Here is a 15,378-nt window from a genome sequence, read left to right as displayed (position 1 = left end):
CCGGCAGCACCAGCGCCGGGAGCAGCGCCAACACCACGCAGCCCGCACCGGCCACGGCCATCCCGGCCAGCATGCTGGGCGGGCTCTCCCGGGCCGCCGCGGCCGCCGCGGAGCGGGGCCGGGCCAGGAACCCGATCCCGAAGGCCTTGACGAACGTCGCCACCGCCAGCCCGGCGGTCAGCGCCACCGTGGCCACCGCGAGCGGCATCACGATTGCCGTGGACACCCCGCCCGCGGACAGGCCATGGACGAGAGCCTGCAGCAGCAGCCACTCACTGACGAACGCGGTGCCCGGAGGCAGCGCCGACCCGGCGAGCGCGCCGAGCCCGAACGCCGCGGTCGTGGCCGGCATCCCGGTGCGCAGCCCGCCCAGGGCGTCGAGGTCCCGGCTGCCGGTGGCGTGCAGCACCGAGCCCGCCGCCAGGAACAGCAGCGTCTTGAACGCCGCGTGGTTGATCACGTGCAGCAGCGCGGCGGTCAGCGCCAAACCGGCCAGGACCATGTTCCCGGCCGCGGCGAAGAGCCCGCCGGTGCCGACCCCGATCAGGACCAGCCCCATGTTCTCGGTGGTCGAGTAGCCCAGCAGCCGCTTGAGATCCGTACCGATCGCAGCCTGCAGGATCCCGTAGACCGCCGAGGCCGCGCCCAGCACCAGCACCAGCAGCCACCACCAGCGGGGCCCTCCGCCCAACAGGTCGAACCCGACCCGCACGATCCCGTACACGCCCATGGTGACCATCGCCGCCGACATCAGCGCCGACACGTGGCTGGGCGCCTCCGGGTGGGCCCGCGGCAGCCAGGCGTGCAGCGGCACGATCCCGGCCTTGGAGGCGAACCCCGTCAGGGTCAGCACGAACACCAGCCCCGCCGTGCCCGGCGAGAGCTGCCCGGCGACCGCGCGCAACGCCGGGAACGAGTCGTTCCCGGCGCGGGCGGCCAGCACCACCAGCCCGATCAGGATCGCCACGAACCCCAGGTGCGTCATCACCGCATACCAGCGGGCCGCCGAGGCCACCTCGTCGCGCCGATGGTGCTCGGCGAGCACCAGCAGCAGCGACGCCACCGCCATCAGCTCCCAGCACACCAAGAAGGTGCCCACGCTGCCCGCCGCCGGCACCAGCAGCATCGCCACCACGAACAGTGGCAGCACCGCCTGCACCCCGCGGCCGTCCAGGCCGTGGCGCGCATACCCGACCCCGTAGATCCCCACCGCCACCGCGACAGCACCGACGACGGCCAGGAACACCCCGCCCAGCGCGTCCACCGTGAGCACCACACCCGCCAGCGGCAGCAGCCCCGGCAGCGCGACCGACCACCCCTGCCCGGCCAGTGCCGCCGTCCCGGCCACCACGCCCGCCACACCGCACAGCGCGATCCCCCCGCCTACCGCTGCCGGGCGCGTCGCCCGCGGAACCAGCAGCGCCGCGACCACACTGAGCGCGCCCACGGCCACCACGAGGGTGAGGCCCGCCTGTACCAGGCTCATCGACCGGTCACGGTGCGCAGCGCCTCGACGATCGCCTCGGGCCGCGGCGGGCAGCCCGCCACCTCCAGATCCACCGGGACCACATCCCGCACCGCGCCCGCCACCCCGTACGCGCCGGCGAACACCCCGCAGTTGCGGGCACAGTCCCCGACCGCGACGACCAGCTTCGGCGCGGGCACCGCGTCGTAGGTGCGCCGCAGCGGCTCCTGCATGTTCCGCGTCACCGGGCCCGTCACCAGCAACGCATCGGCGTGCCGGGGCGAGGCGACCAACCGGGCCCCGTACCGCTCGGCGTCATACACCGGCCCGAACGCCGACCCGAGCTCCACCTCGCACCCGTTGCACGAACCGGCGTCGACGTGGCGGAGCTGCACCGAACCGCCCAGCTCCGCCGCCACCGCCGGCCGATCACCGTCGGGCCGGGGCGGCGGCGGCTCGGCCACCGGCCCGACGCCGCGAATCTTGCGCCACAGACCCAGCACCACCTACGAACCGCCTTCGATCACAGGGAAGCGGCCATCCCGCCTGGGAGAAGGGCGGGCGGGACGGCCGCAGCTCAGCGTCGCCGTGCCGGCGACGTGGCGACCCGGTCACCGGGACCCTGCAGGTCCTCCAGCAACTCGACCTGACCGGTCAACACCGACGTCAAGATCTTCCGCGCTACCGCCAGCAACTCCGCGACCTCGGGGCTGGTCAGCGAGTAGTACACCGTCGAGCCCTCCTTGCGGGTCACCACCAGCCCGGCCCGGCGCAGCACCGCCAACTGCTGCGACAGGTTCGCCGGCTCGATTCCCACCTCCGGCAGCAGTTCCGCCACCGCATGCTCACGTTCGACCAGCAGCTCCAGCACCCGAATCCGGGCCGGATGCGCCAGCGTCTTGAAGAACTCCGCCTTCAGCTGATACAGGGGTCTGCTCACGTCCACTGCCCCCTTCGGTCACCGCATGGCCCGCCGCAGCACTCGTCCCGGCGACTGGTCGACACCGTCAGGAATGCCGTCACGTACCGACTCCTCGCTGGCAAGGCTTCACGCGTACTTGAAGAACCATGGAACAGCCCGGCCACCGGCCGCGTGAACCAATGATTGCGAATCTTAGCAACTCTTCAACACATGCAGGCGGCGACCCCCCGATTGGGCTGACGAAGTGGCGGGTTCAACCTCGGACAACAGCCCGTATCCGGCGTCAGCAAGGGGACGAAACGGACATGGTCGGGACTGTCTGATCTTCGGCTCTGGCTCAGAAGAGGTGGTCGGCCCGGCGTGTCCCGTTCGGGTGATGGTGTAGGTCTGTGATCGTCACTGCCCGTGCGTTCGTGATCTTGCCGCTGTTCTGTTCCCCGAGCTGTCTGCGGTAGTCATCGACGAAGTCGATGACACCGGCGCCGTTGTGCGGCTGCGCGCCCGGACCACCGTCCCTGACGGGGTCTGCCCACGCTGTGGCCACGCCTCACGACGAACACGCCTGGCATGTGCGTTGCCTGGCTGATCTCCCCGTGGCCGGCCGCAGCGTCGTCATCGAACTGCGGGTCCGACGCCTGGCGTGCGACAACGCGGACTGCCCGCAGCTGAGCTTCCGCGAGCAGGTGCCCGCGCTGGCCGCACGGTATGCCCGACGCACGCAACGGCTGACCGCAACGCTCACCCAGTTGGCGATCACCCTTGCCGGTCGAGCCGGTGCTGCCGCGCTGGCCGGACCGGGGATCGCCACCTCCCGCTCGACGATGTTGCGGGTACTCATGGCGCTGCCGATCCCACCGGCGCCGACTCCACGAGTGCTCGCTGTGGACGACGTCGCACTGCGGCGCAGACACCGCTACGCCACGGTCGTGATCGACGCCGTCACCCACCGCCGGGTCGACGTGCTGCCCGACCGCAAGGCCGCCATCCTGGCCCAGTGGCTGCGCGAGCACTCCGGCGTCGAGATCGTCTGCCGAGACGGCTCCGCCTCCTATCCCGAAGCGATCCGCCAGGGCGCACCGGCCGCAGTCCAAGGTGCTGCGTCTGCAGCAGGCGCCGACCCGCGTCTTTCACGAGGGCCGCCTGGTCGCCACGACGGACGTGCGTCAGAGCCTCGTTGGATCCGGCGGGGCCTTCCCCACCCCAGACCAGGCCGCCGGCCGCTGACCACGATCCCTGAGCCGCCGTGAAGGAGAACCTCGGCCACGCCCGGCGCGGCCCGGCACCCGGAGGTCTGTCGACCGGAGCTTCCAGCCTGCGGCGGGCCGGCTCCTCGGCCGGGCTTCTCGGCCCCGATGACCAGGCTGACCGAGATCCGGAAGGCCGAGCAGCGCGCGTTCCCGCAGCGGGATCTGTCGGGTTGGACTACGTCTCTCCGTGGGCGGACGGGATCCACGTCGACATCCGCTCGGACGAGCACCGTCGCCACGCCCTCGACGCCGTCGCCGCGTTCCAGAACGCGTACGGGGCGGAGCTCACCCTCATCGTCAAGGAGGTGCGCGGGCACTGCTTCGCGCTGGACCGAGCTCCCACCGTCATCCCGCAGCGCGCAACCCTGACCGACCGCGGCGGGGTGGCCGGCACCCTGGTCCTGCCCGGCGGCCGTGGGCGACGCTGTCAGCGACAGCGCCGCCCACGGGACCGTGCCCGGTCCTCGAGATGGTGGCCGCGCCCCCCACCGAGGCCGCCGAAGAGGCCATCCACATCACAACATCACGTGTCCCGAACCGGCCATGAGCTGCGGAAGCTGCGCCGCCACCACTCCTGCTGCAGGTCGATGAAACAGCGGTGTCGGGCGCGGCGTCACGCTCACGGTCCCTGCTGGCCGGCCGATTGGATCAGCTCCCAGACGACGGATGGCTTGAGTGGGGTCTTCGTGACCCGCACGCCGAGGTGCTCGATCGCGTCCGCCACGGCGTTGGCGACGGCGCTGTGGCCGCCGATGGCCCCGCCCTCGCCCATTCCCTTGACCCCGAGCGGGTTCAGCGGCGATGGGCTGTGCAGGTGCCCCACCTCGATCTCCGGGACGTCGAGGCTTCCAGGAAGGATGTAGTCCATGAAGGACGCCGACTGCGGCTGTCCCTGCGCGTCGTAGACGAGTTCCTCCATCAGCGCGCCGCCGAGACCCTGCGCGACACCGCCCGCGATCTGCCCCTCGGCCACCATCGGATTGATGATTACGCCGGCGTCGTTGACGACGACGTACCGAGAGATCTCGACCAACCCCGTGTTGCGGTCGACCTCGACTTCGGCGATATGGACACCGAAGGAGTACGGCGCCGCGTGGTTTTCGAAGTACTGCACCGACTCCAGGTCCGGCTCCATGCCCGGCGGGCGGCTGCCGCCCGGCGCGGCCGCCGCGGCGATCTCGGTGAGACTCAGCCTGGATTGCGGGCTGCCCTTGACCTGGGCGTGGCCCTCCTCGAGCTCCAGGTCGTTGACGTTGGCCTCCAGCAGGTGCGCCGCGAGTTCCATCGCCTTCTCGCGCACCTTCGTCGCCGCCATCAGCACGGAAGTCCCGGACATCACGGCGTTGCGGCTGGCGAACGTGCCGACGCCGAAGCCGATCCGGCCGGTGTCGCCGAAGACGACCTTGATCGACTCGTGGTCGACCTGGAGTTCATCCGCGACGATCTGGGCGAGCATGGTCGCCGTGCCCTGGCCCTGCGGCGCCGCACCCGAGTTCACGGTCACCTGGCCCGAGGGATCGACCCTGACGCTGGCGCCCTCGAACGGCCCGGTGCCCGCCAGCTGGTGGTAGACGCAGATTCCGAGCCCGATCAGCCGGCCGTCCGCGCGCGCGGTGCGCTGCTTCTCGGCGAAACCGTCGTAGTCGACCATCTTCAGCGCCTCGTCGAGCGCGGCAGGGAAGTCGCCGCTGTCGAGAACCACCGCCGCCTCGACCGAGGCCATGCCCGTGTCGTAGGGCATCTGCTCGGGCTTGATCAGGTTGCGACGGCGCAGTTCGGCGCGGTCGATGTCCAACTCCCGCGCGGCGATGTCCATCAGGCGTTCCCGGGCGAACGCCGACTCGGGAGCCCCGGCGCCGCGATAAGGCGATGCCGGGCTCTTGTTGGTCGCCGCGCAGATGACCTCGACGTGCACATTCGGGATGTCGTAGACCCCGGCGATGCTGGTGCCGGCCAACGAGGAGTTGATCACAGCGAGGGTGCGCTGGTAGGCGCCGATGTCGGTGATCAGCGTGGCGCGCAGGCCGGTGATGCGCCGGTCGGCGTCGAACGCGAACTCCAGGTCGTGGGTCTGCTCGCGGGAGTGCACGAGCGTCAGGAAGTGCTCGTTCCGGTCCTCGATCCACTTCACCGGCCGGTCGAGCCTGCTCGCGGCCAACGGGACCAGGACGTCCTCGGGATAGACCTCGGCCTTCGTGCCGAAGCCGCCCCCCACGTCCGGAGTGATCACCCGTACCGACCGCTCGGGCATGCCCAGGATGCCGGCCACGATCCCGCGCAGGATGTGCGGCCACTGGTTGGACGCCCAGATCGTCAGCTCACCCGTGACGGCGTCGCGGGTTGCCGCCACGCCACGGGTCTCGAGCGGGATTCCGGTGTAGCGCTGCATGTCCAGGCGGTCCTTGACCACCCGATCCGCCTTCTCGAACGCCGAGTCGACATCGCCGACCGAGTAGACGAGGCGAGCGCCCACGTTGTCCGGCGCGGCTGCGTGCAGCACGGGCGCGCCGGGCTCGATCGCCGCGGCGGAGTCGACCACGGCGTCGAGCACCTCGTACTCGACCTCGATCAGCTCCAGCGCGTCTTCGGCGACGTGCCGGCTCTCCGCGACCACGACCGCGACGCCCTCACCGACGTACCGGACGGCGTCGCGGGCGAGCGCGTACTGCGGCGTGTCGCGGGACGTTTCCACCGGGAACAGCACGGGGATCGCGGCTGGGTCCGGCCCCAGGTCGGCTGCCGAGAACGCATCGACGACACCGCGGAGCTCGCGCGCAGGGCCGACGTCGACCGACAGCACGCGGGCGTGCGCATGCGGGCTGCGCAGGACCGCCATGTGCAGGACCCCGGGGAGGTCGATGTCGTCGACGAACGCTCCCTCGCCGCGCAGCAGGCGGGGGTCCTCGACCCTCTTGATGCGAGCGCCCACCATCTTCACACCCATGTCAGCGCTCCCACTCCTGGTCGGCCGCCTGGACCGATCGCACGATGTTCTGGTAGCCGGTGCACCGGCAGACGTTGCCCGATAGCGCTTCGCGGATCTCGCCGCTCGTGGGGTTCTTCTTCTCCTGCAGGAAGTCGTATGTCGTCAGCAGGATCCCCGGGGTACAGAACCCGCACTGCAGGCCGTGGTTCTCCCAGAACGCCTGCTGGACGGGGTGCAGCTCGTCGTCCTCGCCGGCGATGCCCTCAACGGTCATCAGGACCTTGCCGTTGGCCTGGACCGCGAGCATCAGGCATGCCCGAACTGGCTCGTCGTCCACCAGGACGGTGCACGCCCCACACACGCCGTGCTCGCAACCGACGTGCGAGCCGGTGAGGCGGAGGTCCTCCCGCACGAAGTCGACCAGCGACTTGCGGACGGAAACGGTGCGCTCGAAACGCTCGCCGTTCACCGTCACGGTGATCGATCTTTCGGTCGTCGAGTCCGCGCCAGCGACGACCGCTGTTTCGTCTACTTTCCTGCTCATGGTGCCTCCACGTCTGATTACAGTGTGACCGGATGGAATGTGGTCACGCCGTCGGGACTCAGGCCAGTCAGGCCAGGGCTCGGCGTACGGACTCGTCGAGGGCACGGGGAACGAGGTGCCGGGCGAGCTGCCGGCGGTAGTCCGCCGAACCGTGGAGGTCGGACGGGGGCGTGAGCTCGGCCACGAACTCCTCGGTGAGTTCCCCGATCAGCTGCGAGGTCGGCTGCTCGCCGACGAGCCCGTCGATCACGGCGGACGCGCGGACCGGCTCGCCGCCGACGCCGGCGACGGCGAGCCCACCCTGGATCACTCGCCCGTCGTCACCGAGAGCGATCGCTGCGGCGACGGCGACCTGGGCGAAGTCGCCGTGCCGCCGGCTGACCTCGAGGAACGCTGATCCGCTTCTGGCCGGCCACGCGGGGATCCGGATCTCGGTCAGGATCTCGTTGGGCGCGAGCGCCGTGGTGAAGAAGCCCTCGAAGAACGTGTCCGCGGTGACCTCGCGCTCGCCGTCCTTGCCGCGCAGCACCATGCGCCCGCCGAGGGCGCTGACCGCCGCGGGGAGCTCGGCGGCGGGATCGGCGTGGGCGAGGCTCCCGCCGACGGTGCCGCGGTTGCGGATGTGCACGTGCCCGACATTGTGCAGCGCCTCGGGCAGCAGCGCCCACGCGCCGTCGGCGAGTTCGGACTGCTCGAGGCTGCGATGGCGGGTCAGCGCACCGATGACGAGTACGCCGTCGTCGCGACGGACGTAGTCCAGCTCGGTCACGTTGTTGATGTCGACCAGCTGGCTCGGTCTGGCCAGCCGGAAGTTCAGCATGGGTACGAGACTCTGGCCGCCGGCCAGCAGCTTCGCCTCGTCGCCGAACTCGTTGAGCAGCCCGATCGCTTCCTGGACGGTCGTCGGGTCGTAGTAGTCGTACGGTGCCGGCTTCACACTCAGAACCTCCATGTGCGTCTCGCCCGAAGGCGTTCGCTGTGCTGGTCTGCGGATAGTTCCCGGTCAAGAGACGATCATCGAGCGCCAGGCCCGCCTGGCCAGCGCGGCGGTTCCCGCCCGGTCGGTCAGCGCGCTCGCCGCGGCCGCGGAGCGCCGCCTGACCTCCGAGGGGTTCACCAGCACCGGTGCGCCGCCGCGCACCACCAGCCGGCCATCGACGTACACGCGGTCCACCTCGTCCCCGCGTGCGCTGTAGACCAGCGCCGACACCGGCTGATGCAGCGGGGTGAGGCACAGGCTCGACAGCCCGGCCACGACGACGTCGGCCCGCTTTCCCGGTTCGAGCGAGCCGATCACGTCCTGCATGCCCAGCGCCGCGGCCCCGTCGATGGTCGCCATTTCCAGGGCCTTCTCTGCCGTCATGATCTCGGCATCGCGCAACGCGCCCTTGTGGATCAACGCGGCGAACTTCATCGCCTGCAGCATCGAGTGGTTCGAGCTCGACGCCGGCCCGTCGGAGGCCAGGCCGACGGTGATACCGCGGCGCTGCATCCGCGGGATCGGGGCGATCCCCGAGCCCAGGTAGAGATTGCTGCACGGATTGTGCGAGACCTTCGCGTCGTGCGCGGCGAGCAGGTCGATGTCGTGCTCGTCGCACTGCACGCAGTGCACCGCGAGAAGGTCGGGGCCCAGCAGCCCGGTCGCGGCGGCGAAGGGAACATCGCGCATCCCGAATCGGCGCTGCGACTCGGTGACGTCGAACGGCGACTCGGCGAGGTGCATGGTGACCAGCGCCGCGGTCGCATCGGCGAGCGCCCGGGTCTCGCGGAGCGTCGCCGCGTCGACCGTCCAGCTCATGCACGGCGCGAGGCCGACCCGCACGCGCGAGCCGGGTCGGTTCCAGCGGTCGATCAGCCGCTGGGCGTCGGCGAGCGCGACGTCCAGCGTCTGCACCAGCTCGGTCGGCACGCCCACGTCGGTCCCGGCCGTGACGTAGCCGCGGGCCATGACGGCCCGGATGCCCACCTCGTCCATCGCCGCGGCCACCGCGTCGCCGAGGCCGGGCCGCGGGTGCACGTACATGAAGTCGACCAGCGTCGTGGTCCCGGTGGTCAACGCCTCGGCGCAGCCGTGCAGCGCCGCGGCGTAGCAGTCCTCCTCGGTGAGCTCCACCGCGGAGGGGCCGGTCATGGCCGTGAACCAGTCCGCGAGCACCCGGTCGTCGCCGAGTCCCTTCAGCAAGGTCTGGAACAGGTGGGTGTGGGTGTTCACGAAGCCGGGCAGGACGATCCGGTCGACGCAGTCCACGAGCTCCGCCGTCGGGTAGTCCGCGCGCAGCTGCGTTGCGGGCCCGACGGCGAGCAGGTGCCCGGAGGCCGGCGAGAACGCCACCGCGCCGTCCTCGATCACCCGGCGGTGTAGGTCCATCGTCACCACTGTGCCGCCGGACAGCAGGGTCACCGGGGCCGTCACGAGCGGCTCCACGGGCGGGCGACGGGGAGCGATCTCATCGACGAGCCTCCGACGTGGTTGGGGCCGCGTGTCCGAAGCGTTGGAGGTTGTCGCGACTGTCCGCGCAGACGTCCTATGCTTATTCGTCCGCCTGGACTTCTCCGGTTCAGCGTGTTGCCACCCTAGCGGCCCACGGCGAGACGTTGCGTTAACTGATGCTGACACAAGATTCGTCCACGTTTCGTCAATTCTTTACATCTCTGCGCGTTGGGTGCGCCCACACGGCGGTCTGGGTGCGACGCACGACAGGAGGGACCAACCGCTGCAGCGGATCGCCGCACCGACGAATCGGGCCGGCGCGGTCGGGGTCATCACGAACAATCCGCCCGACCGCTCCGGCCGGGAGCTCGGAGCCCGCCCGTGCGTCTCCCGTCTGTCACCAACATGACGGCTGAGTACGGCTAGGCGTGGCGGAAGGGGGTCGCGGCATCGGCCGTCAAGACGTCGGCGTGCTTGCGGATCACGGTCATGTTGCGGTCCGCGAGGTGATCGAAGGGCTGCGGCACCGAGGACCCGGGAGTCATCGACGACAGAGCCGTGTCGGGGTCGAGCCGGGCCGAGATCCAGCACTCGTGCGATGCGGCTCTTGCGACGACGTGGGCCGTCGGCGTCACGATCATCGAGTTGCCGAAGTAGATGACCCCCGCCGGGTCCACCCCGGTGGCGTTGGTCCCGATGAGGAATACGTGGTTGTCGTAGGCCCGTGCCCGGTTGGTCAGCTCCCACAGGTCCGCCGAGCGCAGCAGGGCGGAGGGCCGGCAGATGATCTCCGCCCCACGGATCGTGGTGATGCGGGAGAGCTCGGGATAGTCGCCGTCGAAGCAGATGATCACACCGATGCGGCCGAGCTCGGTCTCGACCACCAGCACGTCCTCGCCGGCGGTGACCCAGCCGCCGCGATCGGCTCGCTCCCCGCCAAAGGGGTGCGTCTTGCGATAGACGCCCAACAGCATGCCGTTGGGCCCGAGTACGACCGCGGAGTTGTACACCTCGCCGCGACGCGGTCCGCGCTCGTAGGTGCCCAGCACCAGGTGCACCCCCAGCTCGGAGGCGACCGCGGTGTAGGGGTCGAGCACGGGCCCCGGCAGCTCGCTGACCAGATCCCACAGCTCATCGGCGCCGACCCCGGGAGTGAACCCGGTGCTCACCGACTCGGGCAGCACCACGAGCTGCGCTCCGGTGGCGGCAACGCACTCGCGCACCAGCTGGATGGCATGGGCCCCGTTCGCCGCCACGGTCTCCGCCGACAGCGGACCCGGCGCCGGGGCCAGCTGCACCGCCGCCGCGGTGATCGCCTTCACCGGCGCGCCAATCGGCTCACGAGTGCCCCGACGAGGACGCCGGCCAGTCCGATCACGGCACCGACGGCCACGCCTTGCCGGAAGGCGGCCCCGTCCGGTGCGGCACCGGCCGCGGCGGGGGCGTACCCGGTCGGCGGTGCGCTCGCGGGCTGACCGGCCGCGGGAGCTGCCGGCGCCGGCGTCGGCCTTCTGCGGCTCGGGGCGGGAGCCTTGCCGGTGAGGACGTCGTTCACGGAGCGGAAGAACTCGTCGGCCATCTTCTTGGCCACCCCGGCCAGCATCCGCTGCCCGACACCGGCGATCGCGCCACCGACCGCGGCATCGGCGGCGTAGCTGAGCTGGGTGGAGCCGTGGTCGATCTCCTTGAGGGTCACGTCCACCTCGGCCTTGACGGTGCCGGGGCCGCCGGAGCCGGACGCGCGCAGGACGAACGAGTCGGGGCGCTGCTGGTCGGTCAGGGCTACCTCACCGAGGTAGGTGCCCTTGACGGAGGCCACGCCCGCGGTGACCGTCATCGTGTAGCGGTTGGTGCCGTTGGCCTCGAGCCGCTCGCAACCGGGGATGGTGCGCTCCAGGACTGTGGGGTCGGTGAGCGCAGCCCAGACCTCGCTGATTGGTGCCTGCAACGTGACCTCACCGCTGACTTTCACGAGATCGACTTCCTCTCTGGCTGGGCCGGTGCGGCCGCATCGGCCGGGGTGCGCCGGTGCCGCAGGCGCAGGTGGAACAACTCGCTCGGAGAGATGGGCATGGCCCGGACGGGGAAGCCCTCGGCGTCCTCGATCGCGGAGGCGATCGCCGCGGAACCGGGGATGACCCCGGCCTCGCCGGCACCCTTGATGCCGAGCGGGTTCAGTGGAGACGGGGTTTCCAGGTGGTCGATCTCGATGCGGTCGGGCAGCTCGGTGACGTAGGGCATGAGGAAGTCCATGAACGAGGCGTTCTGCAGCTGGCCGTCCTCGTCGTAGGCCATCCGCTCGTAGAGGGCGCCACCGATGCCCTGGGCGACACCGCCGTGGATCTGACCCTCGACGATGATCGGGTTGATGATGTTGCCGCAGTCGTGGACCACGCAGTAGCGCAGCACGGTGATCTCCGCGGTCACCGGATCGGTCTCCACGATCGCCGCGTGCATGCCGTTGGCGAAGGTGGCCTGCATCGGAGAGTAGTAGTCGTTCCCCTCGATCCCGGGCTGTTCACCGTGCGGCACGGGTGGCTGGCTGGAGTCGCCCACGGTGAACTGGGTGGCGAGCTTCGACTGCTCGTCGAAGGCGTAGCGCAGCGGGTTGGACAGCACGGCCAAGGTGCCGAGGGAGATCTCCGCGCCGGGGGCGCCGGTCACCCGGACCACCCCGTCGGTGATCTCGAGGTCGGCCGGATCGGCTTCCAGCGCTTCGGCTGCCAGCTTGAGTACCTTCGCCCTGGCCTTGCGCGCAGCCAGTGCGATGGCGGACCCGCTCACCACAGCGGCACGGGATGCGAAGGTGCCCACCGCGAACGGGGAGCGGTCGGTGTCCCCGGTGACCACGTCGATGTCGTCCATCGACACGCCCAGCTCGTCGGCCACGATCTGGGCGAACACGGTTCGGTGGCCCTGACCCTGCGAGGTGAGGCCGGTGGACACCTTGATCCTGCCCGAGGTCTCGATCTCGACGGTGCCGCCTTCGTAGGGGCCGATGCCGGTTCCCTCCACGTAACAGGCCAGGCCGATGCCGACCCGCCGCCCCGCGGCGCGGGCGGCGTCGCGGTATGCGGTGAAGTTGTCCCAGCCCACCAGCGCCTTGAGTGTGGCCAGCGACTGCGGGAAGTCGCCCGAGTCGTAGATCAGCGGACGGCCGTCCTGGAACGTGAGTTGGTGGTCGTAGGGCATGTCGTCGGGGGTGATGAAGTTGCGCGAGCGGACCTCGGTCCGGTCGATGCCCAGCTTCTGGGCGATCGCGTCCATGGTGCGTTCCATGGCGAACGCGGCCTGGGGGCGGCCGGCGCCCCGATAGGGCGTGACGACCACGGTGTTGGTGTAGAGGCTGTCGAACTCCACCCGGTAGGCATCCGGCTTGTACGGGCCGAGTAGCTGGGTCGAGGTGATGATGGGCACGATGAGCCCGTACGGGGTGTATGCGCCGTGGTCGTGCCAGAAGCGGACGGACAGCCCGAGCAGTCGGCCCTCGTCGTCGAAGCCCACCCGCACGTGCTGCAGTTGACCGCGTTCGTGGGCGGAGGAGACGAAGTGCTCGCGCCGATCCTCGGTGAACTTCACCGGCCGCTGCAGCCGCCGGGCGGCCCAGGACACCAGGATCTCCTCCGGCCACGGGTGCATGATCTTGACCCCGAAGCCGCCACCGACGTCCGGGGTGGTCACCGTGACGTCGGAGAGGTCCAGGCCTAGCTTGGCGGCCACCGCGGCGCGCACCCCGGTGGAGCTCTGGGTGGAGCTCCAGATCCGCAGCCGACCGAAGTCGGGGTCCCAGCGGGCGAGTACGCCACGGCCCTCCAGGGGCATCGCCGCCGAGCGTTCGATGGACAGGTCGAGCTCCAGCACGTGCGGCGCCGCGGCGATGGCCGCTTCGGCGTCGCCCACCTGCTGCACGACGTTCGCTGCCACGTTCCCGGGCACGTCCTCGTGGACGAGGTGGGTGGCGGCGCGGGCGTTCTGGATTCCCACGACCACGGGCAGCGGCTCGTAATCGACGACGATGCGCTCGACGATGTCTTCGGCGGCGTACCGGTCGACGGCGACCACCATCGCGACGGCCTCGCCGGCGTAGTTCACCTCGTCCTTGGCCAGGACGTACTGCGTTCGGCCGTGGGACAGGGCGGGGTGCGGGATGAGCAGCGGGAGCGGGTCGGCCATCGGACCGTCGAGGTCCTCGTAGGTGTAGATGGCGATCAACCCGTCGACCTCGAGCGCGCCGGTGACGTCGATGTCGAGGATCTTGGCGTGGGCGTGGGGGGAGCGCACCACGGCCAGCGTGAGCGCATCTGCGCCGAGATCGTCGAGGTAGGCGCCTGCGCCGGACACCAGCCGTTCGTCCTCGACCCGGGCGACCCGCGCACCGAACTTCCTCGGGATCATGATGCATCCGCCCGCCGGTCGTGGTCAGCCGCGGCGAGCTCGGCGGCCCTGAGCACCGAAGCGACGATGTTCTGGTAGCCGGTGCAACGGCACAGGTTGCCGGCCACCATGTCCCTGGCCTGTTCCCGGGACGGGGTGGGGTTGTCCCGCAGGCCGGCGGTGATCGTGGTGAGGAAGCCGGGGGTGCAGAAGCCACATTGCAGGCCGTGGCAGTCGCGGAAGGCCTGCTGGACCGCGGACAGGCGCCCGTCCGGCCGGGTGAGCCCCTCCACGGTGGTGACCGCGTGGCCGTGGGCCGAGACGGCCAGCACCAGGCAGCTCCGCACCGGTTCGCCGTCCAGCAGCACTGTGCAAGCGCCGCACACGCCGTGCTCGCACCCCACGTGGGTGCCGGTCAGCTGCAGGTCATGACGCAGGCAGTCCGACAGCAGCCGCCGAGCGGGCACCACGACGTTGCGGGGGGCGCCGTTGACCGTGAGCCGGATGTCGTGCAGTTGCTCACTCATACCGTTCTCTCCAGGTCGGCGGCGGCGCGAGCAGCCTCGCGAACTGCGCGCAGGGTGAGTGCGCCGGCGAGATGACTGCGGTAGGCGGCGGTCGCGTGGATGTCCGGTTGGGGATCGATCCGAGCCTGCACGTACGCCGATAGCTCCTCGATGGCGGTGTCGTCGAACGAGCGTCCATGCACGACCTCGGCCAGGTCGAGGACAAGTGGCGTCGGCGAAATGGAAAGGAAGGCGGCGCGGGCTCCGCACACGCGCAGATCGGCATCGAGTTCGACCACAGCCCCGACCCCGCACACCGCGTAGTCGCCGTGACGCCGGGAGATCTCGGTGAAGGAACTGCCCGAGCCGGGGGTGCGCGCCGGGAAGAACGCCTCCACCGCGAGCTCACCGGGTCGCACGGCTGATTCCAGCGGACCGAGGAAGAAGTCCTCGGCCGGCACCGTCCGCTCCCCCGCGGACCCGGCCACACGGACCGAGCCGCCCAGGAGGCTCAGCACCGCGGTCATCTCACCCGAGGGGTCTGCGTGCACGATGCTGCCTACCGTGGTGCCGCGATTGCGGATGGTCGCGTGCGCAACGAGACGGACGGCTTGGCGCAGCAGCGGCTGCACCCTGGCCGCGTCGTCGCTGCGCTCGAGCGCGCTGTGGCGGGACAGCGCACCGACGCGTACCCCGTCCGGTGTGACCCGCAGGTAGTCCAATTCGGTCACCGCGTTGATGTCCACCAGGTTGCGCGGGGCGGCCAGTCGCATGTTGAGCAGCGGCAGCAAGCTCTGGCCACCGGCCAGTACGTTGCCGTCCTCGCCCAACTCGGCGAGCACGTTCACCGCCTCCCGCGTGGAGGTCGGTCGGGAGTAGTCGAATGCAGGGGGCTTCACGGGCGCAAACGTCCTCCTGGCTCGGTGAGCGCCGGATAGGTGTTCGCCGAAGTCGGCGAGCGGT

13 protein-coding genes are annotated in these 15,378 nt (G+C 70.6%); 1 reads left to right on the top strand and 12 read right to left on the bottom strand.

Annotation, left to right across the window (positions count from 1 at the left end):
• From HF519_RS15960 to HF519_RS15950, 3 genes are all read right to left on the bottom strand, one after another.
• A partial coding sequence (locus HF519_RS15960; protein ID WP_169413739.1) for a proton-conducting transporter transmembrane domain-containing protein occupies positions 1 to 1,486 on the bottom strand: 1,486 nt, incomplete at its 3' end.
• Complete coding sequence (locus tag HF519_RS15955; protein WP_308258921.1) at positions 1,483 to 1,971, bottom strand: NADH-quinone oxidoreductase subunit B family protein; 489 nt, start codon at positions 1,969 to 1,971, stop codon at positions 1,483 to 1,485. The genes HF519_RS15955 and HF519_RS15960, both read right to left, overlap by 4 nt.
• 71 nt (positions 1,972 to 2,042) lie before the next feature.
• Positions 2,043 to 2,405 (bottom strand): ArsR/SmtB family transcription factor, encoded by a 363-nt coding sequence (locus tag HF519_RS15950; RefSeq protein WP_169413738.1) that lies wholly within the window; start codon positions 2,403 to 2,405, stop codon positions 2,043 to 2,045.
• A 575-nt stretch (positions 2,406 to 2,980) separates the two neighbouring features.
• On the opposite strand from HF519_RS15950, the gene HF519_RS32915 reads away from it, so the two are divergent.
• Positions 2,981 to 3,634 carry a transposase gene (locus HF519_RS32915; protein ID WP_169413737.1) on the top strand — a complete coding sequence of 218 codons (654 nt, stop codon included), beginning with the start codon at positions 2,981 to 2,983 and terminating at the stop codon, positions 3,632 to 3,634.
• Positions 3,635 to 4,253: 619 nt separating this feature from the next.
• Here the strand turns inward: HF519_RS32915 and HF519_RS15940 are convergent.
• The 9 genes from HF519_RS15940 to HF519_RS15900 all read right to left on the bottom strand — a co-directional run bounded on the left by HF519_RS15940 (position 4,254) and on the right by HF519_RS15900 (position 15,314).
• Positions 4,254 to 6,578 carry a xanthine dehydrogenase family protein molybdopterin-binding subunit gene (locus HF519_RS15940; protein ID WP_169413736.1) on the bottom strand — a complete coding sequence of 775 codons (2,325 nt, stop codon included), beginning with the start codon at positions 6,576 to 6,578 and terminating at the stop codon, positions 4,254 to 4,256.
• A 1-nt stretch (position 6,579) separates the two neighbouring features.
• Positions 6,580 to 7,104 (bottom strand): (2Fe-2S)-binding protein, encoded by a 525-nt coding sequence (locus tag HF519_RS15935; protein ID WP_169413735.1) that lies wholly within the window; start codon positions 7,102 to 7,104, stop codon positions 6,580 to 6,582.
• A 67-nt stretch (positions 7,105 to 7,171) separates the two neighbouring features.
• Positions 7,172 to 8,041, bottom strand: coding sequence for an FAD binding domain-containing protein (locus tag HF519_RS15930; RefSeq protein WP_169413734.1), 870 nt, complete (start codon positions 8,039 to 8,041; stop codon positions 7,172 to 7,174).
• A gap of 66 nt (positions 8,042 to 8,107) precedes the next feature.
• Positions 8,108 to 9,517 (bottom strand): amidohydrolase family protein, encoded by a 1,410-nt coding sequence (locus HF519_RS15925; protein ID WP_211170100.1) that lies wholly within the window; start codon positions 9,515 to 9,517, stop codon positions 8,108 to 8,110.
• A 440-nt stretch (positions 9,518 to 9,957) separates the two neighbouring features.
• A complete protein-coding gene (locus HF519_RS15920; RefSeq protein ID WP_169413733.1) occupies positions 9,958 to 10,857 on the bottom strand; it encodes a carbon-nitrogen hydrolase family protein in 900 nt (299 codons plus the stop codon).
• Entirely contained in the window at positions 10,854 to 11,507 is a 654-nt protein-coding gene (locus HF519_RS15915; RefSeq protein WP_169413732.1) for an SRPBCC family protein, read from the bottom strand. The genes HF519_RS15920 and HF519_RS15915 overlap by 4 nt, the downstream gene beginning before the upstream one ends.
• Positions 11,504 to 13,930: an aerobic carbon-monoxide dehydrogenase large subunit gene (cutA, locus tag HF519_RS15910; RefSeq protein ID WP_169413731.1), complete on the bottom strand. Its 2,427-nt coding sequence runs from the start codon at positions 13,928 to 13,930 to the stop codon at positions 11,504 to 11,506. Before cutA ends, HF519_RS15915 begins: the two co-directional genes overlap by 4 nt.
• Entirely contained in the window at positions 13,927 to 14,436 is a 510-nt protein-coding gene (locus tag HF519_RS15905; protein WP_169413730.1) for a (2Fe-2S)-binding protein, read from the bottom strand. The genes cutA and HF519_RS15905 overlap by 4 nt, the downstream gene beginning before the upstream one ends.
• A complete protein-coding gene (locus HF519_RS15900) occupies positions 14,433 to 15,314 on the bottom strand; it encodes an FAD binding domain-containing protein (RefSeq protein ID WP_169413729.1) in 882 nt (293 codons plus the stop codon). The genes HF519_RS15905 and HF519_RS15900 overlap by 4 nt, the downstream gene beginning before the upstream one ends.
• Positions 15,315 to 15,378 lie beyond the last annotated feature (64 nt).

The organism is Pseudonocardia bannensis (assembly GCF_012911875.1).
GTDB classification, from domain to species: domain Bacteria; phylum Actinomycetota; class Actinomycetes; order Mycobacteriales; family Pseudonocardiaceae; genus Pseudonocardia; species Pseudonocardia bannensis.
This window is presented reverse-complemented; position numbering and strand designations above follow the sequence as displayed.